The sequence below is a fragment of the Streptomyces sp. G-G2 genome, assembly GCF_030063135.1.
Taxonomy (GTDB): domain Bacteria; phylum Actinomycetota; class Actinomycetes; order Streptomycetales; family Streptomycetaceae; genus Streptomyces.
The window spans coordinates 80,563-102,395 of sequence record NZ_JASISO010000018.1 but is presented as its reverse complement, the minus strand read 5'-3'; the positions used below and the strand labels follow the sequence as shown (position 1 = coordinate 102,395).

Sequence of the window (21,833 nt, the reverse complement as noted above, 5' to 3'; positions counted from 1 at the left end):
CCTGACGGTGTTCCGGCACGGTACGGAAGACCTCCTGCCAGGCCGAGAACTCGTCCTCGTCGACCTCGCCGCCCCCATCGGTGTCCAGCAGCGCACAGATCGCCTCGGTCAGAGGCCGAAACACGCCCTCAGAGCCGTCGGCAGGGGTGATGAACGCGCCGGTCATACCCGCGCGGTGCTCCTCGGGCGTGAGCCGCCTGTCGCCGTCGGCGTCGGCGGCCGCTGCGAGAGCGTCCCAGTAGCGCGCCATGCCGTCCATGAGCAGGGTGCCCCTCCCTCCGGGACAGAGACCCTAGTGGTCGCGTCGCGTCCAGCGCCGGCGTGCGGTCATGACGAGCCGTGGCCGACTCGCCGAGAAGCCCCGACCGGCCCACCCCGACACCCCCCACGTGACCTCGCCTCCCCGGCCGCGACGAAATCGACGGCTCCCCGTCCCGCCGATCACCTACGGGATCCCCTTCGGCGCAGACGCCCGACTCTCACGCCGAGTCCCGGGGACTGCGCCTCCCCTGCGCGGCCGATGTGACTTCACGTGCCGATGTGGATACTTTGAGTGCGTGATCGGTGTGGCCGGGTCGGCTCCTGCGGTGGATCACCGCGTATGGAGGATCGGCGTCTTCGCGCTGCTGATGTGGGTCTCCATCCATCTTCTGGGGTGCCTGCACGGTCCGGCGCTGGACGGGCCGCACTCACCGATGGCTGCCGCCATGGCGAATTCCCCCGTCGCTGCTGCCGCGTTGCCCTCGGGCGCTCCCGGCCTGGTCAGCTCCGTGCAGCACGAATCCCACTGCCCTGATGGACTCGATCACGCCGTCGACCGGGTGCGCAGCGACACCTTCTCCGCACCGGCTCCCGGCCGCCCCCTACTGACGTACTCGCAGCCGGCGTCGGTGCTCGTCGCCTTGGTGGGAGCCGAGACCGTGTGGCCTGACAGCCGTGTCACGGGCCGCGGGGTTCTCACGGCTCTGTGCGTGGCGCGGACCTGACAGGTCCGGCACGGCCATCTGCTTCTTCCACCCGTCTGGGTATGCCGGGCGGGCGGTGCGCGGTGGTCGTGTCTTCGCGCCCTGATCCGCCGATGTCCCCGGCCGACGTACGCCTGGGGCCAAGGAGCCGTGACACCCATGACGAACACCCCGTTGTACGCGCCTGCCCCCGTGGCCGCGCGCAGGCCTGCCGACCTCGTCGGCCACACCCCCGTGCTGTGGATCGGTGAGCCGTTCGCCGGTTGCGGCCGCGGGTTCTGGGCCAAGCTGGAGGGCGCCAACCCGGGCGGCATCAAGGACCGCCCGGCCCTGCACATGGTGGCCCGCGCGCGATCCCGCGGAGACCTGGCCGACGGCGCTCCCATCATCGAGTCCTCCAGCGGCACCCTCGCCCTGGGCCTGGCCTTGGCCGGCATCACCTTCGGACACCAGGTGACCGTGGTGAGCGATCCCGGACTCGAGCCCTCGATCCGGCGAGCGCTGACGGCGTACGGCGCCCACGTCGAGATGGTCCCCACGGCGCACCCTGCCGGGGGCTGGCAGCAGGCCCGCCGGGACAAGGTAGCCGAACTGCTGGAGCAGCATCCGGGCGCGTGGTGCCCGGACCAGTACAACAATCCCGACAACGCCGATGCCTACACACCGCTGGCCGACGAACTCATCGCCCAGCTCGGCCGCGTCGACGTCCTGGTGGCCTCGGTGGGGACCGGCGGCCACTCCGCGGGCATCTCGGCTGCCCTGCGCCGGACCTTCCCCGAGCTGGACCTCATCGGTGTGGACTCGACCGGCTCCTCCATCTTCGGGCAGCCCGCCGGTCAGCGGCTGATGCGCGGGCTGGGCTCCAGCATCCACCCGGGCAACGTCGTCTACGAGGCGTTCACCGAGATCCACTGGGTCGCCCCGGGTGAGGCCGTCTCGGCCTGCCGCACCCTGGCTCGCCGCCATTACGCCTCCGGGGGCTGGAGCGTGGGAGCGGTCGCGCTCGTCGCGGGCTGGGCCGCCCGCACGTGGCCCGTCGGAACCCGGATCGCCGCGATCTTCCCGGACGGCCCCGCCCGCTACCTCGACACCGTCTACAGCGACGGCTGGTGCCACGGCCACGACCTGCTCGCGGCGCCCCTGCCGGACGGCCCGCAGGAGATCACCCATCCCGGCGCCCAGGTGGTGTCGTCGTGGACACGCTGCACTACGGTCATCGACCCGGCCCCGGCCGCACCGCGCGCTGCCCTGGCGGGTGTCCGGTGAGGCGGCTGCGAGCGCAGATGCGCTCCTTCGACCACGGCGTGCAGCTACTGATGATCAATCAGTTCGGCATCAACCTCGGCTTCTACATGCTGATGCCCTACCTCGCCGACCATCTCGCCCACGGCCTCGGCCTCGCGGCATGGGCCGTCGGCCTGGTACTGGGCGTGCGCAACCTGTCCCAGCAGGGCATGTTCTGGCTGGGCGGCACGCTCGCCGACCGGATCGGCTACAAGCCGATGATCCTGGCCGGGTGCGCGCTGCGGACCGGCGCGTTCGCGCTGCTGGCCGTCGCCGACACCCTTCCCGCCCTCATCGCCGCCTCGGCGACCACCGGATTCGCGGGGGCACTCTTCAACCCGGCCGTACGGGCCTACCTCGCCGCCGGAGCCGGGGAGCGCCGAGTGGAGGCCTTCGCCTGCTTCAACGTCTTCTACCAGGCGGGCATCCTGCTGGGCCCGCTGGCCGGGCTCGCCTTGCTCATGCTGGACTTCCGGCTGGTGTGCGCCGTTGCCGCGGCGCTCTTCGGGATGCTGGCGGTGGTGCAGGCCCGGGCCCTGCCCGCCCGGCGGCCAGAGCCGCACGCGCGGCAGGTGGCGGGCTGGCGCGGGATCGCGGCGGACTGGAAGGCGATCGGCCGCAACCGGCCCTTCCTCCTGTTCTCAGCCGCCATGGCCGGCTCCTACCTGCTGGCCTTCCAGACCTACCTGGCCCTGCCGATCCAGGCGCGGACCCTGCTCGGCGACGACAGTGGCACCGCCATGGGCGTGGTCTTCGCCGTCTCCGCCCTGGTCGCCATCGCCGGCCAGCTCCGGCTGACCGCCTGGGCCGGGAAACGGCTGGATGCCCCGCAGGCCATCGCCATCGGCCTGGCCCTGATGGGCGCCGCCTTCCTGCCCCTGCTGCCCGGTCCACACCGCACCGCCCAAGGCCTGTCGGCAGTGGTCGGACCGGCGGCACTCGTGCTGTGCGCGGCGCTGCTGGCCGCTGGGTCCGCGCTGCTGTATCCGTTCGAGATGGACACCCTGATCCGTCTCTCGGGCGAGCGCCTGGTCGCCACCTACTACGGCGCCTACAGCACCGCGGCCGGCATCGCGGTCGCGGCCGGGAACCTGGGCGTGGGCGCCCTGTTCGACCTGGCCTCCCGGCTCGGCCTCCCCTGGCTGCCATGGGCCGCGCTGGCCGCCGTGGGCGTGGGCTGCGCAGCAGCGTTGACCGCCCTGCGGCGAGCCGGTCACCTGAGCCCTGCCGCCAGTCCCCTTCCGGCCCCGGCTGCGGCCTGAACGCCTCGCTGGGCGTGCGCGCTTACGCGTGGGGTACCCGCCCGGCGGCCCGTGACCATCTCAACCACGGGGACTCTCCCTGTCCGTGGCGGCTGGCATGCCCACCGCCACGACCGACGCCACCCCTGTCATCCCCGCGTACGGGAACGCCGCCGCCCCGGCGTTCGACGACGAGCCGGTCCACGGGCCGCGCCACGAGCGCACCCGTACCTCCTGGGCGCGGCTAGTGCATGCCGCAGGACCTCCTCACGTCGACCACGAGTTGCTCACTGCGGCGGCGCTCGCCAGCGAATCCTCGGCATGTCAAGGAGGCGTGCATGGATTCCAATATCAACAAGCGAACCGATGCACAGAATCTTCGCTCACGCTCTTGCGCTTCCCATGCGACTTCGACAGGATCTGGTTCCTGTCCAGCCCCCGGTCGCGCGAACCGCAACCGGGTCGGCTCGGCAAGGGCCGGGAACGCCACCGCGATGCCGCCCGACTTCCGGCGCACTGAGCCTCCATCCGCCACGACACACGGCGCGGGCGTCGCCGGCGACCGCCAGCGACTCCGGGCCGCTGGTACCCCTCCCGGAAAGAACGTGATCGTGAGCAAGCACTCGGGTACCGGCGGGAGCCTGCGGGCCGATGCGCTCGGACCCTTCGACTCCGCCGTGATGGCAGTGGCGGGTTGCGGCCCGGCCTACACCATCGCGGGTACCTTTCCCGCGTTGATAGCCGCCGTCGGCGTCGCCGGGCCGGCCGTGTTCCTGTACTGCGTCATCCCGGTGCTGGGCATCGCCCTCGCCTTCCGCCACTTGGGGCGCCTCGACCCGAACGCCGGCGCCTCGTACGCCTGGGTGGCCAGGTCGCTCCACCCCTTCCTCGGCTTCCTCAGCGGCTGGGCGCTGGTCGTCTCCGCCACCGTCTTCATGGCGTCCAGCGCCTTGCCGGCAGGCGCCGCGACGCTGTCGCTCTTCGGGCCCGGAGCAGCCGGCGACACCGTCCTGGCCACGGCCGTCGGCGCGGGCTGGTTCCTGCTCATGGCCGCAGTGGTGATGTTGGGCGCCCGGATCAGCGCCCACGCCCAGACCATCATCACCGGGACGCAGCTCGTCCTGCTCGTCGGCTTCGCCGTCGCCGCCCTGTCCAAGGGGGGCAGCGTGGCGGACTTCTCACTCTCCTGGTTCGGCTTCGGCCACTTCGACGGTCAACACCACTTCGTGACCGGTGCCTTGATCGCGGTCTTCGCCTTCTGGGGCTGGGACGTGACAAGCAACCTCGCGGAAGAGACCCGGGGCGGCCGCCGCAGCTCGGGGTTCGGCGGTGTGATCGGCGTACTGACGTGCTTCGCTCTCTTCGTCGTCTTCATCATCGCGGTCAACATCCTCGTCGGCGCCGACGCCGTCAGGCAGAATCCCGGCGCCTTTCTCAGCGTCCTCGGTGACGCGGTCTGGCCGGGCTGGGGTGGACGGCTGCTCGTCCTCGCGGTGCTGCTCTCCACCGTCGCCACCTTGGAGACCTCGCTCATCCAGGCCACCCGCACCCTGTTCGCCATGGGCCGCGACCGCACCCTCCACCAGGCGTTCGGCCGCATCCACCCGCGCCGCCAGGCGCCGTGGACCGCCACCGTGGTGGTGGCCGGCGTCGCCCTCGTCTTCACCGTCGCCGTCAACCTGGGTGACGGGCCGGGGCTGGTCGCCGACGCGGTCAGCGGCGTCGGCCTGCTCATCTGCTTCTACTACAGCCTCGCCGCGTTCTCCGCTGTCGCGGTCCACCGCAAGCAGCTGCTCACGTCCACGGGCAGCCTGTTCCTCATTGGTGTGTGGCCCCTGTGCGGCGGGCTGTTCATGTCGTGGATCTTCGTTCAGTCGTTGACCGAACTTGGCACGGCCGCCCTCAGCATCGGACTCGGGGCGCTCGTCCTGGGCTGCCTGCCGATGCTGAGGTCCTGGTTCCTCGGCAGTTCCTACTTCCAGCCGAGTCGGCTGGACGCCGAACGCGCCCAGAAGGTGGACGCTTCGTACGGGGTCATGGACCTCGGTTCCTCCCGGGCCGCCGCCGGTCAACCCGAGGAACTTCTCACCGACTTCTGACCCGAGGAGGGTCCTGTCCCCATGGCCTGGAAACGCCGCCGCTCCGCAGCAGCACCGCAGTACGATCCGGCATTCGGCGACAAGGCCCTCTCGGAGTCATGTCAGGACATCAAGGCCGGTCGGTGGCAGGGCCCACGCGACCTGCTCGCCGCCGGGGCACCGAACGACTGGGACCGACGCAGCCACCGGATCCGCCTGCTGGCCAACGCCGCGGCGGACAGCCGGGTCGTGGAGGCCTGGCAGGCCTCCGAACCCGACAATCCGGATGCCGTCGTACTGCGCGCCGACACCGAGGTGATGCGGATGTTCGCCGTCGCCCGCGGCGGAACGATGCCAGGACGGCACCACCTGGACTGGACCGCCCAGATCTGCCTGCACGCGTCCGAGGTCGTACCGGAGGACCCCCATCCCTGGGTGTCGCTGGTTACCTTGGCGAGACTGTACGAGGGCGGGCATGCGGCCATGGGGCAGTGGTGGCAGCAGCTCCGCGCCCGCGACCCGCACCACCGGGAGGGACACCACCAGGGGCTGCGTTACATGTCAGCGCGCTGGCACGGCTCGCACGGCCAGGCGTACAACTTCGCGCGCGATTCCGCGAGCTACGCCCCGCTGGGCTCCGCCCTCGCCGTCCTTCCGCAGGCGGCCCGTGCGGAGCAGTTCCGCCATCGGGTGGAGACCGAAGGCGGCAACACGCTCGACCTCCTGCACCACTGGAGCGGGGACGCGGCACTGTGGGACCTTCGCGCGACGATGGAACGCTGGCTGGCGGCCCGCACAGCCCCGGCGGCCCAGGACGTGGCAGACCTCAACTACCTGACCCACGGACTCGTTCAGGCCGGCCTGCTCACGGAGGCGGCCCTCGTGTTCCAGCTGCTGGAAGGCCGGGCCACCCGGGTGCCGTGGTCGTACACCGGCGACCCGGAGGAGCAGTACGTCCGCTGGCGCGACCGGACGCGGTGATCGCCGGCCAGGCGGGTCCGTGCTGAACCACGTTCCGAGTCCGCCCCCTCGCTGTCCGGCGGCTACAGGGTGTCCTGTTCCCGGTACATCACCGGGCGGTTACGGAGCATGAAGTGTCCGCATGGGGGACGACAACTCGTATGCCCCGAACAGCAATTACCGCACCGTATGCCGATTGTGGCGTAGGACACGTGCGGTGAGAGTGGGCGCTCTCACCACAGGAACGAGGAACCATGAGTACGGAGACCGGCGCGGGCGGCCGCGCGGATGTCAGCGCGGATACGACCGGCGCGCAACCAGGCCCGTCCGGAGCACCCCCGGTCCAGCGGCTCAAGGCGAATTCGGTCGGCCTGGTCGGCGTCGTGTTCATGGCCGTCGCCACCGCCGCCCCCATCACCGCGATGACCGGAAACCTCCCCATCGCCGTCGGCTTCGGCAACGGCATCGGCGCCCCCGCCGGCTACCTCTTCGCGACCGCCGTACTCACGGTGTTCGCGGTCGGCTACGTGGCCATGGCCAAGCGGATCACCGCCGCCGGCGCCTTCTACGGGTACATCTCGCACGGGCTCGGCCGGATCGCTGGCATGGCCTCCGGGATGCTCGCGGTCCTCGCGTACATCGTCTTCGAGGCCTCGATCGTCGGCGTCTTCTCCTACTTCACCAAGACCACCGTCCACGACCAGCTCGGCATCGACCTGCCCTGGATCGTCTACGCGGCCGCCATGCTCGCGATCACCGCCTCCCTCGCCCACTTCGACATCAACCTCACCGCCAAGGCCCTCGGCGTGATGCTCGTCGCCGAGATCGCGGTCCTCTTCGCCGTCGCCACCGCCGTCCTGATCGCGGGCGGCGGCCCGGACGGGATCCCGGTCGCCCCCATCAATCCGAAGAACGCCTTCACCGGCACCTCCGCCGGGCTCGGCCTCTTCTTCGCCTTCTGGTCCTGGGTCGGTTTCGAATCCACCGCCATGTACGGGGAGGAGTCCCGCGACCCGAAACGGGTCATCCCCAAGGCGACCCTGATCTCCGTCGTCGGCGTCGGCCTCTTCTACATCTACGTCTCCTGGATGACCATCGCCGGCAACGGCCTCACGAAGTCCGTGGAGCTCTCAGCCTCCGCCAGCCCCCTCGACCTGTTCTTCGCCCCCACCCAGACCTTCATCGGCGCCTGGGCCGTCGACGCCTTCCAATGGCTGCTGCTCACCGGCTCCTTCGCCTGCGGCATGGCCTTCCACCAGTGCGCCGCCCGCTACCTCTACGCGATCGGCCGCGAGGGCTTCCTCCACCCCGGCCTGGGCCGCACCCACCCCAAGCACGGGTCCCCGTACATATCTTCCATGGTGCAGACCGGCATCGCGACGGGCCTGGTCGCGCTGTTCTGGCTGACCGGGCAGGACCCGTACGTCCACCTCTACACCCTCCTCGCGATCCTCGGCACGATGGCGATCCTCATCGTGCAGACCCTGTGCTCCTTCGCGGTGATCGGCTACTTCCGCAAGAACCACCCCGAGGACCGGCACTGGTTCCGCACCTTCACGGCCCCGCTCATCGGAGGGATCGCCATGGCGGCCGTGGTCGTCCTGCTGCTGGTCAACATGAAGACCGCCGCCGGGCTGGCCGCCGACTCGTTCTTCTTCACCCTGATCCCGTGGATCGTCGGAGGCGTCTTCTTCGGCGGCCTGGGGCTCGGCCTGTGGCTCAAGATCAAGGCCCCCGCGCGCTACGAGATCATCGGCCGCGTGGTCCTGGAGGACGCCGCCGAACGCACCGACGACCCCGCCCCTGCCACCCCTTCCGCGCACATCCGATAAGGAGCCACCGCCATGGCCCGTACACCGTTGATGCACGCGCTCCGCCAGCTCGCCGCCGAACACGCCGCCGGCCGCCGCCTCGGGCTGCCCGTCGCCGAAGTCCGCGGCTCCACCCGCCGACAGCTCCTCGGCCGGGCCGCCGCCCTCGGCCTCGGCACCGCCCTGGCCTCCTCCGCGGGGGCGACCGCGCACGCAGTGGAGGCACTCCCGCAGAAGAAGCCCATCACACCCGCCCGCGTCGCCGTCGTCGGCGCCGGAATCTCGGGGCTGACCGCGGCCCTCACCCTTCAGGACGCGGGGGTCGCCTGCACGCTCTACGAGGCCAACCCGAGCCGCGTCGGGGGCCGGATGTGGAGCCAGCGCTCCCTCTGGGCCTACGGGCAGACCTCCGAGATCGGCGGCGAGCTGATCGACACCAGCCACAAGAAGATCCTGGAGCTGTGCCGCCGCTTCAACCTGCCCACCGAGGACTTCCTCGGCGGCGGACCCAACGGCGCGGAGGAAATCCTCCGGTTCAACGGGACGTACTATCCGCGCAGCCAGGCCGATGAGGACTTCAAGGCCGTCTACCAGGCGCTGCACCGCGACCTGCAGGAGGCGGGCGAGGTCTCCTGGAACACCACCACGCCCGTCGGCACCGCCCTGGACAACATGACCCTCTACGAGTGGATCGAGACCCGCGTTCCCGGCGGCCACACCTCGCAACTCGGCCGCTTCATCGACGTCGCGTACAACGTCGAGTACGGGGCCGACACCGATCAGCAGTCCGCGCTCGCCCTCGTCCTGCTCATGGGCTACCAGCCCAACCCCGGCAACTTCAACGTCTGGGGCCTGTCCAACGAGCGTTACCACATCATCGGCGGCAACGACCAGCTGCCGAACGCCATCGCGGCCGCCCTGCCGGCCGGTTCGCTCGTGCGGGGCCGCGAGTTGGTCGCCGTACGCGTCGCCGCCGACGGCACCCAGACGCTGACCTTCAACGACGCGGGCGCCACCCGGACGGTCGTCGCCGACCACACCATCCTGTGCCTGCCACTGCCGATCCTCCAGCGGATCGACCTCACCGCGGCCGGCTTCGACCCGCTGATGACGAACCTGCTGCGCGATGCCCGCATGGGCTACTGCACCAAGCTGAACATGCAGTTCACCAGCCGCCCCTGGCGCGGCACCGGCCCCTGGCCGGGAGTCTCCGCAGGCGACTGCTTCACCGACACCGACGTCCAGCAGACCTGGGACACGACGAAGGTGCAACCCGGCAACGCGGGCATCCTGCTCCAATACGGCGGCGGCACCCTGGCCGGCTCCCTCACCCCGGGCAGCCCCTTCGCCACCGACTCCGACCCCTACGTCCGCACCCTCGCGGGCCGGATGCTCACCGGGATCGACGCGTTCTTCCCCGGCACCAAGGCCGCCTGGACCGGGCGCGCGCAGCTCTCGGCCTGGCACCGCAACCCGTACTCGCTCGGCGCGTACTCTTACTGGCCGACCGGCTACCTGCACAGGTACGCCAAGTACGAGGGCACCGCGCAGGGCCGGATCCGCATCGGCGGCGAACACTGCAGCTACGACTTCCAGGGCTTCATGGAAGGCGGGGCCACCGAGGGTGAACGGGCGGCGAAGGAGGTCATCACCGCCCTGACCTGACGCGAGCGGAACCGCCGAGGAGACGCCCGTGGCAGGCAAGCCCCAGGCCGATGACCTGGGGCTTGCCATGGAGCGAACGACGGGACGCGAACCCGTGCGTCGACCTTGGGCAGTCCATGAACCGCTGTCTCTCACGGGAGCAGCGACGGGAGATGTCGCGACCTGAGGGAAGGCGCTTCTTCCGGGGGCCGGCCTCCACGCGCTGAGGGGGAGTCGCGGGCAAGAGCGGAGCCGGATCAGGCGGTCGTGGCCGGTGCGATCTCGGAAATCAGGCTCTGGACCAGGGCCTTGATCTCGTCGCGGATGGGACGTACGGCTTCCACGCCCTGCCCGGCCGGGTCTTCGAGTTTCCAGTCGAGGTACCGCTTGCCGGGGAAGACGGGGCAGGTGTCGCCGCAGCCCATGGTGACGCACACGTCGGACGCATGGACCGCGTCGACGGTGAGGACCTTCGGCGTCTCGGCGGACATGTCGATGCCGACCTCGCGCATGGCCTCGACCGCGGCCGGGTTCACCGAGTCGGCAGGCGCGGAGCCGGCGGAGCGGACCTCGACGCGGTCCCCGGCGAGGTGGGTCAGCCAGGCGGCGGCCATCTGGGAGCGGCCGGCGTTGTGGACGCAGACGAACAGCACAGAGGGCTTGGACACGGCGGGTCTCTTCTCGCAGGCAGGGCGGGAACGCATCAGCAGACGATGGTGTCAGCCGTCGCTGATGTGAAAGTATCAGCTCATGATGACGTCAGTCGACACTGATCTGATCCGGGTTCTGGCCGACCCGCTCAGGCTCCAGATCGTAACCCTCCTCGCCAATCAGACGCTCTGCACCACCCACCTCGTCGAGGAGACGGGCGCCAAGCAGACCAACCTCTCCAACCACCTCAAGGTGCTGCGCGAAGCCGGGTTCGTCGATACGGAGCCGTGTGGGAGGTACATCTACTACCGCCTGCGCCCGGAAGTCATCGAAGCCCTCGCGGGTCAGTTCGCCGACCTCGCCCAGACGGCGCGCGCCACCGCCGGGGCGAACCTCAAGCGGTCCTGCCCGTAGCTCTCCCCCTTTTGCCTCACCTGCCCGAGGAGAACCTGTCGTGACCGCAACCGAGCCCGTCGGCGCCGCCCCCGCAGCGGAGATCGTCATAGCCGCCGACGCGCCCCGGCCCGCACCCGGTGCCACCCCGCCCCGGACTCCGCTGATCGCCCGCGCCGTCGCCGAACTGGTCGGCTCCGCGGCCCTGGTCGCGGTGGTGGTCGGCTCCGGAATCCAGGCCACCGAGCTCACTGACGACGTGGCCCTCCAACTGCTGGCCAACTCCACGGCCACCGTCTTCGGCCTCGGTGTCCTCATCACGCTCCTCGGCCCGGTCTCCGGCGCCCACTTCAACCCGGCCGTCACGCTGGCCGAGTGGTGGACCGCCCGCCGCGGCGGCGCCGGCGTCACCGCGCGCGAGCTGGCCGTCTACGTACCTTCACAGATCGCGGGGGCCATCGTGGGTGCCGTCCTGGCTGACGCGATGTTCGGCGAGCCGCTGGTGAAGTGGTCCACGCACGAGCGCTCGGCGGGCAACCTGCTGCTGGGTGAAGTCGTTGCGACGGCCGGCCTGATCCTCCTGATCTTCGGCCTCGCCCGAACCGACCGGCTCCGCTTCGCACCCGTCGCCGTCGCCTCGTACATCGGCGCCGCGTACTGGTTCACCTCCTCCACCTCCTTCGCCAATCCGGCCGTGACCATCGGGCGGTTGTTCACCGACACCTTCGCGGGCATCGCCCCGGCCTCGGTGCCTGCGTTCATAGGCATGCAGCTCGTAGGCACTGCGGTCGGGCTGGCGCTGGTGTCGGTCATCTTCATGAGCGGCAAGACGGCTAGCGGTCAACCCTCCGCCTGATTGAGCGGGCGGCCGGGATAGAAGCGCTCCTGGTTCGACCTGGTGCGACGCCGTTCGCGCAGCCGTCAGAGGACCGACGGGCTCCGGCGTTCAAGGAGGACGACGTCGCGCCAGGCGTCGTGGTGGCGTCCGACGCGCTCGCGGGTGCCGACGACCCGGAACCCGGCCCGCTGGTGGAGGGCGAGGCTGGCGGTGTTCTCGGGGAAGATGCCGGACTGGATCGTCCAGATCCCCACCGCCTCCGTGGACGCGATCAGCTCGTCCAGCAACGCGCGGGCGACACCCCTCCCGCGGGCGCCCGGGTGGATGTAGACGGAATGCTCGACCACGCCCGCGTACGCGCACCGGTCCGAGACCGCACTCGCGGCGACCCAGCCCAGGACCTTGCCGTCCTCTCCGAGGGCGGCGAAGCGGTGCTCGGGCAGCTTGGCGGCGTCGAAGGCGGTCCACGTCGGTGCGGTGGTCTCGAAGGTGGCGTTGCCCTCGTCGATCCCGGCCTGGTAGATCGCCAGGACCTCGTCCGCGTGTTCCGAAAGCAGCGCGGCGATGCGCATCCGCGTCAGGCCGCCTTCGTGGCGGCGGTGGTCAGCAGCGCTCCCATGGTCGCCAGGACGGCGGGCTCGACGCGGTAGTAGACCCAGGTGCCGCGCCGCTCGGAGGACAGCAGTCCGGCGTCCTTGAGCTTCTTCAGGTGGTGGGAGACGGTCGGCTGGGAGACGCCGACGTCGGAGATGTCGCACACGCACGCCTCGCCGCCCGCGTGCGAGGCGACCAGCGAGAACAGCCGTAGCCGCACCGGGTCGCCGAGCGCCTTGAACATCTTCGATGTCCGCTCGGCCTCTTCCGCACTCAGCGGCCGTTCGTTCAGCGGCGGGCAGCACGGCGCGGCGGACTCGCTGAAGAGGGGCAGCTCGACCTTCGGGTTCGACATGTGTCGATATTGACATCGGTCGATGCTTGGGTGCAAGCTCCAGGTGTCGACCATATCGACAAACGTCGAACCAGAAGATCGACGGAAGCCTGCCCATGGAGCCCCGGATGAGCGACAACACCACACCCGCCACCTTGCCGACCGTGGTCATCGGCGCCGGCCCCGTCGGCCTGGCCGCCGCCGCCCACCTCGTCGACCGCGGCCTCACGCCCCTGGTCCTGGAGACCGGCCCGAGCGCGGGCACCGCGGCCCGCGACTGGTCCCACGTACGGCTGTTCTCCACCTGGGCCGAAGTCACCGACCCGGCGGCCGAGAAGCTCCTCGCCCCGACAGGGTGGGTCAAGCCCGACGGCGCCACGTACCCGACCGGTGGCGACTGGGCGGAGAGGTACCTCCAGCCGCTGGCCGAGGTGCTGGGCGAGCGGGTGCGCTACAACGCGACGGTCACCGGTGTCTCCCGGGCCGGCCGCGACCGCGTCGTGGACGCCGACCGCGACGCCCAGCCCTTCAGCGTCCACCTCACGACCGCCGACGGCCGCGAGGAGCGGATCTTCGCCGCCGCCGTCATCGACGCCTCCGGCACCTGGTCGACCCCGAGCCCCATCGGCGGCGACGGCCTTCCCGCCCTCGGCGAGCGCACGGCAGCAGACCGCATCTCGTACCGCGTCCCCGACCTCAAGGACCCCGCCCAGCGCGCCCGGTACGCAGGCAAGCGCACCGCCGTCATCGGCTCCGGCGCCTCCGCCTTCACCGCCCTCGCGTACCTGGCCGACCTCGCCGAGGAAGAGCCCGGCACCCACGCCGTGTGGATCCTGCGGCGCGGCATCAGCGGCTCCACCTTCGGCGGCGGCGCCGCCGACCAGCTCCCCGCCCGCGGCGCCCTCGGCCTCGCCGCCAAGGCCGCCGTCGACAACGGATACGCGGACGCGGTCACCGGCTTCCGCACCCAGGGAGTCGAGCAGGACCCCGAAGGCCGCCTGGTCCTCGTCGGCGAGGACGGCCAGCTGCTCGACCCGGTCGACGAGGTCATCGGCCTGACCGGCTTCCGCCCCGACCTGGCCTTCCTGTCCGAACTCCGCCTCGGCCTCGACGAGCGCCTCCAGGCACCCACCGAGCTGGCCCCGCTGATCGACCCCAACCAGCACTCCTGCGGCACCGTCTATCCCCACGGCGTCAACGAGCTTTCGCACCCCGAGAAGGGCGTCTACCTCGTCGGCATGAAGTCCTACGGCCGCGCCCCGACCTTCCTCGCCATGACCGGCTACGAGCAGGTCCGCTCCATCGCCGCAGCCCTCGCCGGTGACCAGGAAGCCGCCGAGCGCGTCGAACTCACCCTCCCCGAAACCGGCGTCTGCGGCGGCGCCGGCCTCTTCGACCAGCCCGAACCGACGGAGGACACCGGCGGCGGCTGCTGCGCCGCTCCCGCCACAACCACGCTGCAGATCGGTGTCGGCGCCCCCGCCTCCTCCGGCGGCTGCTGACCACCGCGGCCCACGAGCGCAGGAGTAGGGGCCGGCCCGCGCGGGCATGTGGCCCGCGGCGGACGCCATCAGCGCGCGCACCGCAGGTGACCTCGCCGGATTCCCGAAGCCGCACACGGCCTGAGGGCCTGTGGGGCCCGGTCATCGGCCCGCTCGTTGCGCTCGCCTCGTTCGTCCGCTCGATCGGAAACGTGCCGCTCGCGGTCGTGCTGCAGAAGGGCGGCATCAGCTTCGGCGGCGGCGTCGTCATCGCGTTCGTCTTCGCCGAGCCGACCTGCTGATCCTTCCGATCCTTCCGATCCTGAACACCTACCAGAAGTACTACGGCGCGAAGATGGCCCGCTTCCTCCTCGGCCTGCTCGGCGCCTTCTGCCCAATGGTTGTCCCGTACGCCGCGGTGGACCAGCGCGCGGCATCGGATGCGGCGCCTCGCACGGCGCAGGGTCGTCCTCATACCGGGTGTATCCGGGCGATCCCACAACGCGGCGAGGTGCCGTGGCCGGCGTCGCGCGCCCGCCGGGGATTACGGGGCGGCCCTTCGCCAGCGTCATCGCCGGCTATGTCGTCGAGTTCGCCTTCAACGGCCATGGCCTCATTCGCGACCGGGCCGACGCCAAGATGCCTGTGGAGGGGGCACCTGGCACCACGCCACCTGGCTCAACATCGTTTTCCTTCTCCTTGCCCCCGCGCTCCTGATCCAGTTCTTCCATACCGGCGGACGGGACATGCTCCGCAAGACGGGCGGTCGACCCGGCAACGGCGACGACCGCGGAGGACACCCCATCAAGCCTGGCCATGAGAAGGCTTCCGGAGACCGGGACGAGGGCCATCACCACTGACTACCCTCGTCTCTCTGCACCCAGGGGTGTAGCCAATCCTCCACCCAAGGACCGATCCCTGCACGGCCGCCGCGTGCTCAACTAGCGGCGTGATTGCGACATTGCCGCGCGTCCTGCCCAGCCCGGACGGCAAACCCGTCCCGCCGCAGGCAACCGCTGAAGCATTCCGGTCCTTCGCCCGCGACCTCGCTGCCGGACACCGTCCCTGGACAGTCGAAGCCGCCCGCTTCCTCAGCACCCAGTTCGACCAGATGGCCGCCGACTGGGACACCACCCAGGCCACGGGCCGCGACGATCCACTCCGCGACGCCCTGTCCCGCAGCGGCCCCCTCCCCCACGGCCTCTGCCTGGAACTGGGCTCCGGAACGGGCCAGTTCACCGAGCTACTCGCCAGCGCCTATCCCGCAGTCGTCAGCATGGACATATCCCAGGAGATGCTCCGCCAGGCCGCCGGACGTTCCCCATGGCGTGTACGTGCAGACGCCAGCACCCTGCCGACCGCCGACGGCTCGGTGGCCGCCATCGTCGCAATCGACATGCTCCTGTTTCCTGCCGAGACGAGCCGCGTACTCGCGTCGGACGGCGTCCTGCTGTGGATCAACCAACTCGGCGAAGACGGACCTCTGTATCTGCCGGCCGAAGACGTCGCCTCGGCCCTGCCCGGGCACTGGACCGCGATCGAAGCCGAGGCCGGCTGGGGAACCTGGGCCGCACTTCGGCGCGCCACTGACGATTCCGGCCCAGTCCTTGGGACCCAGAGCCACCGGCCACTGCCCGTAGCCGTGGCAGCGTCAGAGGGTTGATGGCTGTCTACGCCTCCGCGGCGGACGGACGACCACCCGGCCCGGCCTCGTTGCCGACACGTGGCACCACACGCTGTGGAACCGGTGGGGAGACCCGGATATGCCCTGCGCGGACTTGCCGCGTCAGCGAGGTTTCCATCGTGGGGTCGGCGCCTTGAGGGTCAGGCTGGTCGCGGTGAGAACGCCATCGATCAGGTGGGGTCGGAGCTGGAATCTGCGTAACTCGCAGCGGTGCACTCGGTCGAGGTGCCCGGGTGTGCCGAACAGGATGTTGGCCATTGCCCGCGCACGCATGACTACCCTGGACCTGCTCGCGCAGTCGGCCCAGGCGTGGCGGCTGGTGGGTCACCGGGCCCCGATGGTCGCGGTGTGCTCGCTGGGGAACGACGCGGTGCTGAACGCGCTGGGGGTGCCCGCCGCGGAGTGAAGTGTCCTGATGTCACCTGGACCTGCCGCTCACGACGACGTTCTCTTCGACGTAGCGCGCGAATTCGGCCACGATTCGGCGCGAGGCCTCCTGCATGGCCGAGCGGGTCATGCCTGCGGCGTGCGGGGAGAGGGTGCAGTGGGGGTTGTCCCTGAGGGGCGAGGCGAATCCGGCCCCCTCCCCCTCGAAGACGTCGACGGCCGCGTGCCACGGGCCCGATTCCGGGTCCCGCAGGGCGCGGTCGAGGTCGGCTTCGTGGACCACGCTCGCCCGTGCGGTGTTGACCAGCACCGATCCCGGCTTCATCAGTCGCAGTTCCCCGGCGCCGATCAGACCGTTCGTCTCCGCCGTGGCGGGCACGTGCACGGAGACGACGTCACAGCTCTCCAGCAGAGCTTGCAGGGAGGCGACTTGGGTTCCGGGCCACCCGGCCGCGCGTTCCGGTGTGAACCGGGGGGATCCGAGCACATAGACCCCGGCGCCGAAGGCGCGCACCAGCTCGGCGACCCGTCGTGCCGTGGCTCCGGAACCCACCAGTCCGACGCGGGCACCTGACAGGCTGCCCGTAGGCAGGTCCGCGGCAGCTGTGGCCCAGGAGTCCTCGCGCAGGGCCTGCGCCCGCCGGGATACGCCGCGCAGGGCGTCGAGCATGAGGGCCAGAGTCAGTTCCGCGACGGCCGCCGCGTTGGCCCCGGGCGTGGTACGCAGAGCGACGCCCAGACGTCGTGCGGCTGCCGCGTCGAAGGTGTCCGAGCCCGCCGCCGCGCGGCCGACCAGCATCAGGCGGTGCTGGAGGGAGTCCGCGGTCGCCCGTTCCAGTACGGCCTCGGTGAGGGGAATACCTGCCCGGCACTTCAGGGCCTGGTAGCCGAGGCCACTGTCCTCGAGCTGCCGGGCCAGCTCCTCCTCCGCGAACCCGTCGAAGTCCACGGTCCGCCACCGCGCCGCGATGCGCGACCGCAGTTCGGGGTCTGCCACTCGCCTGACGTTGACGGTCGGTTCGAAGCCGAGGCCGCTCAGATCCGCCAGCTCGGTCAGCGCCGTGGTGCCTGGCGCGCAGTCCACGACCAAGAGCCGGCCGGGGGTGGTGCTGTCCTGTGTCCGGTTCATGCGTCGTCCAGCCCTCCATCGGTCGCCGGTGCGCCAGGCCCGTATGCCCGGCCACGCAGATCATCGCGTCCCAGCCCTGACACCTGGAACTCGCACCTGTGTCGGGGTCACGGCGGCGGTACTCGGGCAGGACACGGGCGATAACCGTGGCGGTGGTGCCATTGTCCCCGGTGGGCGGGCGCACGATAGCGCAGCCGAACAGGACGTCGCCGAGGTAGGCGACCTCCTTGCGGTTGCGACCGGTGTGGGCACGGACGTCGTCGGGGACAGTAGGGCGTTGACCCCGGATCGGATCTTGGACACCGGAGACACTTGGATCTTGATGGTCCAGGCGAACGGAGTCTCCGTGGGGATGGAGCACTACCCCGTCGAGTTCAAGGCGGACGCGGCCGCGCAGGACGAGGGCGAGGTGGCGGCGCGCTTCGGCGAGCAGGTGCCGACGGCGGAAGAGGCTGCCGCTGTCATCATGAACACGATCTCGGTGACGTTGACGGCCGCCCAGGCGATGTCGACAGTCTTGGCGACCCGCGCCCGCATCGCGGCGGCCGCGGTGCGGGCGCGCTCCAGGAGCGAGCCGACGAGCTCCACAACGAAGTTCAGGATCGCGCTCGCCTGCCACCAGACGCGCAGCTGCGCGAGCGGCCGGGTCCTCTGCTTGGGCGGGCGGGCCATCTTCGCCATGACCGGGTTCACCTTGGCGCGGGCCTGCTCGGGGACCGCGGGCGCGGACTTCAGTTCTCCGTTGTCGTCGACGGCGGTGACGTACGCGGTCGCCAGCTCAGTGAGGCAGGTGGCCAGCTCGGTGAGGCAGGTGGCCAGCTGGTCGCCGTGGCGGGCGGTGCAGCGGATCAGCTCGTGCGACACCCGGCGATCTCCATGACCGGCCGGCGCCCGGCGGTGACGGTGCGCGGCTCGATCGCCGGCCCCAGCGGCGCTGGCCCCTGCCGAGAGTTCGGCAGGGGCCCACGGTGTAGAAAGCTGCGGATGGCCGGGACGTGTCCTCGAGGGCGGCGTGCCGGCCGACATCAGCTACCGTCTGCTGCCGGTCTGACGGCCCGGCCTCACTTCAGATGCCGGGTGAAGAACTGGGCCGCGGCGTCCCCCGCGAACTGCGGGACGCCGGTGTGCCCACCGAGATGGGCGTGCAGGGACTTCTCCTCGGAGCCGAAGGCGTCGAACAGGTCCAGGGCCGCCTGCCGGTCGTTCCCCTCGTCGTCCCACTGCAGCAGGACGTGCAAGGGGATGGTGGCCTGCCGGGCCTCCTCGAACATGGCGCGTGGCACGAAACTGCCGGCGAACAGAACGGCGGCCGAGATGCGCGGCTCGACCACCGCCAGCCGGATACCGATGGAGATCACTCCCCCCGAGTACCCGACCGGGCCGCCGATCTCGGGCAGCGAAAGGAGGGCGTCCAGGGCGGCCTGCCATTCCGGGACGGCCTTGTCGACCAGCGGGAGTATGAGGGCGTCGACGATCTCATCGCTGACCCGCTCGCCGGACTCGATCGCCCGGCGCAGATCGGCGCGGGCCAGCTCGGCGGCGGGCCAACGGGGCCGGTCGCCGCTTCCGGGAAGCTCGATGGTGGCCGTGGCGAAGCCAGCGGCCGCGGAGTGCCGGGCCCGGGCCACCAGCCGGGGGTACATCTTGCGCAGCCCGACGGGAGGGTGGCCGAGCAGGATCAGCGGCGCCGGTGCGGATGCGGATGCCGAGGCGGGCGTCCACAGGATGCCGGGGATCTCACCGAGGGTGAATTCGCGTTCGAGGACGCCGTCGTCGAGGCGTTGCTCGGAAGTGAAATGCATGGTCGTGCCTTTCGGGAGTGCACTGGAACGGCGCTCCCGGACGACCTGTCTATCGCCCGACCGTGACCCCGGAGGGGAGCACCCATGTCGATACTGCGTTCACGGGTACCACCTCCTCGATCTCTCGCACGGCCTCCGGCAATGTAGCAGCGATCGCCCTCGTCCGACTACGAGCGGCCGGCGACGGCGTCGGCCCAGGCATCCGCGGCTTCACTGATCGAGGCAGCGCTGGGCACCTGGTCGACGGCGAGGTCGTGCCAGCGGCGTGCTTCGGCCCGGGTGAAGGCGACCAGCGCCCTCGGGTCCGCCGTGTCCCACCCGGCCACATGGGCGGCCCAGTCCCAGGCCTGTTCCGGGGTGTGGCCACCGGTGGAGACAAGCCGCATCCCCCACAGGGCCGTGTCCATCCACGGGAGGCCGACCGCGGGCCACGACCAGTCCACGAAGTGGGCCCGGCCCGAACCCATGATGATGTTGGTCGACGCGGGGTCGGTGTGCAGCAGACCAGTTCCGGTGAGTCGCTCCTGGTCGGCGGTGGTGCAGTAGTAGCCCCAGCGGTCCCAGGCGGTGGGAAGCCGCACCGCGCTCGGGGCGGTGACCGCCGCCAGTTCGGCCAGAGCTTCGGCGACGGGCTGGAGGTCAGGTGATCCGGGCGTGTATTCGGCGTCCCGGCCGACCAGCCCTTCGAATGCCAGGAGGTACCAGCCGTGGGCGTGGATACGCCACAGGACGCGTGGGGCACTGGTCGGCAGGTAGGGGTTGATGGCCTCTTCGAGGTCGAGCTCGTCGACAGGGGACCAGTCGGGGCCCCACCACGTCGTGTCGTCGGCGGCGGTGGCCGGGACGGGCCCGGAGAGGTCACGCTCGCGCTGGCCCTTCACGAAGACCATCGCCCCCGATGGGAGAGTCAGCAGCGCGGCGACGCCGGACGCCGCCGCGTGCTGTGCATCGACGGCCGTGTAGGGCACGGTGAGTTTCTCCCCGACGGCGTGCACCACACCGCCGGGCAGCTGCGCCCACCCCATGCGCTCGGCCGCCACGTCAGGCGCCCCGGGGTGGTGGGTGCTGCGGAGGCGAAGGCGGGTTCTCGTCTGGCGTGACCGGCCCTGACGGCCGTCCGGGCGGCGTCGGAGTCTTCGGCCCCCTCGGGGGCAGTGGGGCTTGCGGATTCATCCCGAGCAGCGTAGGCACCGGCTGCCTCCGGCGGGGCGTGTTTCCCCGCCCTGTCCGATTCGTTGCGCTGCGGTGCGGAGCGGTGCGGTGGGTGAATCCCCAGGTGACATGCCTGAAAGTTTCACCTACCGGGCGGGCCTGCCCGCCCGGGGCCGGTAGCCCCCGCCACCGGCAGCGATGACCGGTTGCAGGTGCCAGGCGTTCTCCCCCGCAGTCTCCGGGCGCGCGCCTGCTCAGGCGGAGTCGATCTGTGCGCTGGGTCGGGGAGGAGGACCCCTCTCACCTCCCGCCCGTCGGGCGGGACCGCGGTGAATCCAGAGGGAGGCGGCGCGACGGGGCCGGGGGCAGCTCCTCGACAGCGGACTCCGGACGCAGGCTCGCAAGCGGGCTATGCGGCGAGTGCGGCGGGCTCAGCGAGGTGCGCGGCCGCCGTACGCCACGCGCTGGTCACTGCCTCTCGGGCCCCCGCCGTGAGTACGGCGCTGTCGCCGGTCAAGACGATCGGGGCGCCGACATGGACGTGCAGCTCGGGTCGGCGCAGCGGGGCGGTAGCCAGGCCGGTGATCTGCTTGATGAAGCCGCCCGAGGTGACGCGGCGGGCACCGGCCTGGCCGACGGGCACGACAGGGGCACCGGTGCGCTCGGCGAGGCGGGCCAGACCGGTGCGGAAGTTGCCCGGGGCCGACTCTGCCGCGTCCTTGCGGCGGGGCAGGCCCCCCTCGGCGTAGATGAGCAGGCACCGGCCCTGCTCAAGGGCGTGGGCGGCCAGGTCGAGCGCGCCCGAGGCCCGTCGGTCGCCGCGGTGTACGGGGATATGGCCTTCGCGGGTGAGGGAGCGGCCGAGTACGGGCACGCGCCACAGGCCAGCGGTGGCCATGATGACCGGTTCCACGCCCAGGCCGCGCAAGGCGGCGATCACGATGGCGGGGTCGGCGAGTGAGGTGTGGTTGGCGGCGATGATGCTGCCCGGCGCCACGTCGAGGCTCGGGTCGGTGGTCACCGACAGGCGGCCGAAAGCGGGCGTCAGGATGCCGGCGAAGCTGCTGAGCACGGAGCGGTCTCCAGGTCTCGACTGTGTTGATCTCCATTGTCGGAGGCGGAGCGTCCGTCCGGCCTGAGTTGCCGTACTCATCTTTCCCTCCTGCTGGCGCCCAGCTCATTTCTGCTGCGGTCGGCGTGCGGGCCGCCGAACTCGGGGGGGGGGGGGAACGATGCGCGGGATGACGCAGGTCGTGTGGGCCGTGCTGGTTGGCTCACTCGCAGTCGGGTGCAGCGGACGTTCAGCGCAGGAGCCGGCGGCGAAGTCCGCCCAGGCGACGGTCACGGAAAGCGCGGACCCGTCCTCGCGTGCCGTACGAAAGTGCACCAGCCTCGTCGTGGGCCG

General features: G+C 71.0%; 20 protein-coding genes and 1 pseudogene. 13 read left to right on the top strand and 8 right to left on the bottom strand.

What is annotated here, in order from left to right; all coding sequences use genetic code 11:
- The first annotated feature begins 587 nt into the window (after positions 1 to 587).
- From QMF80_RS16595 to QMF80_RS16565, 7 genes are all read left to right on the top strand, one after another.
- Positions 588 to 986 carry a hypothetical protein gene (locus QMF80_RS16595; protein ID WP_283453929.1) on the top strand — a complete coding sequence of 133 codons (399 nt, stop codon included), beginning with the start codon at positions 588 to 590 and terminating at the stop codon, positions 984 to 986.
- A gap of 138 nt (positions 987 to 1,124) precedes the next feature.
- Positions 1,125 to 2,231, top strand: a complete 1,107-nt coding sequence (locus tag QMF80_RS16590) for a PLP-dependent cysteine synthase family protein (protein WP_283453927.1) — start codon at positions 1,125 to 1,127, stop codon at positions 2,229 to 2,231.
- Complete coding sequence (locus QMF80_RS16585; protein ID WP_283453924.1) at positions 2,228 to 3,511, top strand: MFS transporter; 1,284 nt, start codon at positions 2,228 to 2,230, stop codon at positions 3,509 to 3,511. Before QMF80_RS16590 ends, QMF80_RS16585 begins: the two co-directional genes overlap by 4 nt.
- 590 nt (positions 3,512 to 4,101) lie before the next feature.
- Positions 4,102 to 5,589, top strand: a complete 1,488-nt coding sequence (locus tag QMF80_RS16580) for an APC family permease (protein ID WP_283453922.1) — start codon at positions 4,102 to 4,104, stop codon at positions 5,587 to 5,589.
- A 21-nt stretch (positions 5,590 to 5,610) separates the two neighbouring features.
- Positions 5,611 to 6,549, top strand: a complete 939-nt coding sequence (locus tag QMF80_RS16575) for a hypothetical protein (RefSeq protein WP_283453920.1) — start codon at positions 5,611 to 5,613, stop codon at positions 6,547 to 6,549.
- A gap of 368 nt (positions 6,550 to 6,917) precedes the next feature.
- Positions 6,918 to 8,360: an APC family permease gene (locus tag QMF80_RS16570; RefSeq protein WP_283454002.1), complete on the top strand. Its 1,443-nt coding sequence runs from the start codon at positions 6,918 to 6,920 to the stop codon at positions 8,358 to 8,360.
- Between the two features lie 12 nt (positions 8,361 to 8,372).
- Positions 8,373 to 10,004 carry a flavin monoamine oxidase family protein gene (locus QMF80_RS16565; protein ID WP_283453918.1) on the top strand — a complete coding sequence of 544 codons (1,632 nt, stop codon included), beginning with the start codon at positions 8,373 to 8,375 and terminating at the stop codon, positions 10,002 to 10,004.
- 236 nt (positions 10,005 to 10,240) lie between these two features.
- On the opposite strand, the gene QMF80_RS16560 is transcribed toward QMF80_RS16565, so the two are convergent.
- Positions 10,241 to 10,651, bottom strand: coding sequence for an arsenate reductase ArsC (locus QMF80_RS16560; protein ID WP_502962862.1), 411 nt, complete (start codon positions 10,649 to 10,651; stop codon positions 10,241 to 10,243).
- A gap of 82 nt (positions 10,652 to 10,733) precedes the next feature.
- Between QMF80_RS16560 and QMF80_RS16555 the strand changes: the two genes are divergently transcribed.
- The gene (locus QMF80_RS16555; RefSeq protein WP_283453914.1) at positions 10,734 to 11,048 is read left to right on the top strand and encodes an ArsR/SmtB family transcription factor; all 315 of its coding nucleotides are present in this window, start codon (positions 10,734 to 10,736) and stop codon (positions 11,046 to 11,048) included.
- Positions 11,049 to 11,088: 40 nt separating this feature from the next.
- Positions 11,089 to 11,883, top strand: coding sequence for an aquaporin (locus QMF80_RS16550; protein WP_283453912.1), 795 nt, complete (start codon positions 11,089 to 11,091; stop codon positions 11,881 to 11,883).
- Between the two features lie 65 nt (positions 11,884 to 11,948).
- Here QMF80_RS16550 and QMF80_RS16545 read toward each other — a convergent pair whose 3' ends face one another.
- Both QMF80_RS16545 and QMF80_RS16540 read right to left on the bottom strand, forming a co-directional pair.
- Positions 11,949 to 12,437 (bottom strand): GNAT family N-acetyltransferase, encoded by a 489-nt coding sequence (locus QMF80_RS16545; RefSeq protein WP_283453910.1) that lies wholly within the window; start codon positions 12,435 to 12,437, stop codon positions 11,949 to 11,951.
- A gap of 5 nt (positions 12,438 to 12,442) precedes the next feature.
- Positions 12,443 to 12,814 carry an ArsR/SmtB family transcription factor gene (locus QMF80_RS16540; RefSeq protein WP_283453908.1) on the bottom strand — a complete coding sequence of 124 codons (372 nt, stop codon included), beginning with the start codon at positions 12,812 to 12,814 and terminating at the stop codon, positions 12,443 to 12,445.
- A 107-nt stretch (positions 12,815 to 12,921) separates the two neighbouring features.
- On the opposite strand from QMF80_RS16540, the gene QMF80_RS16535 reads away from it, so the two are divergent.
- The 4 genes and pseudogenes from QMF80_RS16535 to QMF80_RS16520 all read left to right on the top strand — a co-directional run bounded on the left by QMF80_RS16535 (position 12,922) and on the right by QMF80_RS16520 (position 16,364).
- A complete protein-coding gene (locus tag QMF80_RS16535) occupies positions 12,922 to 14,295 on the top strand; it encodes an NAD(P)-binding domain-containing protein (RefSeq protein ID WP_283453906.1) in 1,374 nt (457 codons plus the stop codon).
- Between the two features lie 128 nt (positions 14,296 to 14,423).
- A pseudogene (locus QMF80_RS38340) lies at positions 14,424 to 15,134 on the top strand (permease); the annotation flags it as partial.
- Positions 15,135 to 15,223: 89 nt separating this feature from the next.
- Entirely contained in the window at positions 15,224 to 15,937 is a 714-nt protein-coding gene (locus QMF80_RS16525; RefSeq protein WP_283453905.1) for a class I SAM-dependent methyltransferase, read from the top strand.
- Positions 15,938 to 16,229: 292 nt separating this feature from the next.
- Complete coding sequence (locus QMF80_RS16520; protein ID WP_283453903.1) at positions 16,230 to 16,364, top strand: hypothetical protein; 135 nt, start codon at positions 16,230 to 16,232, stop codon at positions 16,362 to 16,364.
- Positions 16,365 to 16,376: 12 nt separating this feature from the next.
- Here the strand turns inward: QMF80_RS16520 and QMF80_RS16515 are convergent, their stop codons facing one another.
- The 5 genes from QMF80_RS16515 to QMF80_RS16490 all read right to left on the bottom strand — a co-directional run bounded on the left by QMF80_RS16515 (position 16,377) and on the right by QMF80_RS16490 (position 21,500).
- Positions 16,377 to 17,474, bottom strand: coding sequence for an NAD(P)-dependent oxidoreductase (locus QMF80_RS16515; protein ID WP_283453901.1), 1,098 nt, complete (start codon positions 17,472 to 17,474; stop codon positions 16,377 to 16,379).
- Between the two features lie 360 nt (positions 17,475 to 17,834).
- On the bottom strand, positions 17,835 to 18,338 hold the full coding sequence (locus tag QMF80_RS16505; RefSeq protein WP_283453899.1) for a hypothetical protein: 504 nt from the start codon (positions 18,336 to 18,338) through the stop codon (positions 17,835 to 17,837).
- Between the two features lie 197 nt (positions 18,339 to 18,535).
- On the bottom strand, positions 18,536 to 19,276 hold the full coding sequence (locus tag QMF80_RS16500) for a dienelactone hydrolase family protein (RefSeq protein WP_283453898.1): 741 nt from the start codon (positions 19,274 to 19,276) through the stop codon (positions 18,536 to 18,538).
- Positions 19,277 to 19,443: 167 nt separating this feature from the next.
- Positions 19,444 to 20,301 (bottom strand): aminoglycoside phosphotransferase, encoded by an 858-nt coding sequence (locus QMF80_RS16495; protein ID WP_283454000.1) that lies wholly within the window; start codon positions 20,299 to 20,301, stop codon positions 19,444 to 19,446.
- Between the two features lie 536 nt (positions 20,302 to 20,837).
- Complete coding sequence (locus QMF80_RS16490) at positions 20,838 to 21,500, bottom strand: lysophospholipid acyltransferase family protein (protein ID WP_283453896.1); 663 nt, start codon at positions 21,498 to 21,500, stop codon at positions 20,838 to 20,840.
- Between the last annotated feature and the right edge of the window lie 333 nt (positions 21,501 to 21,833).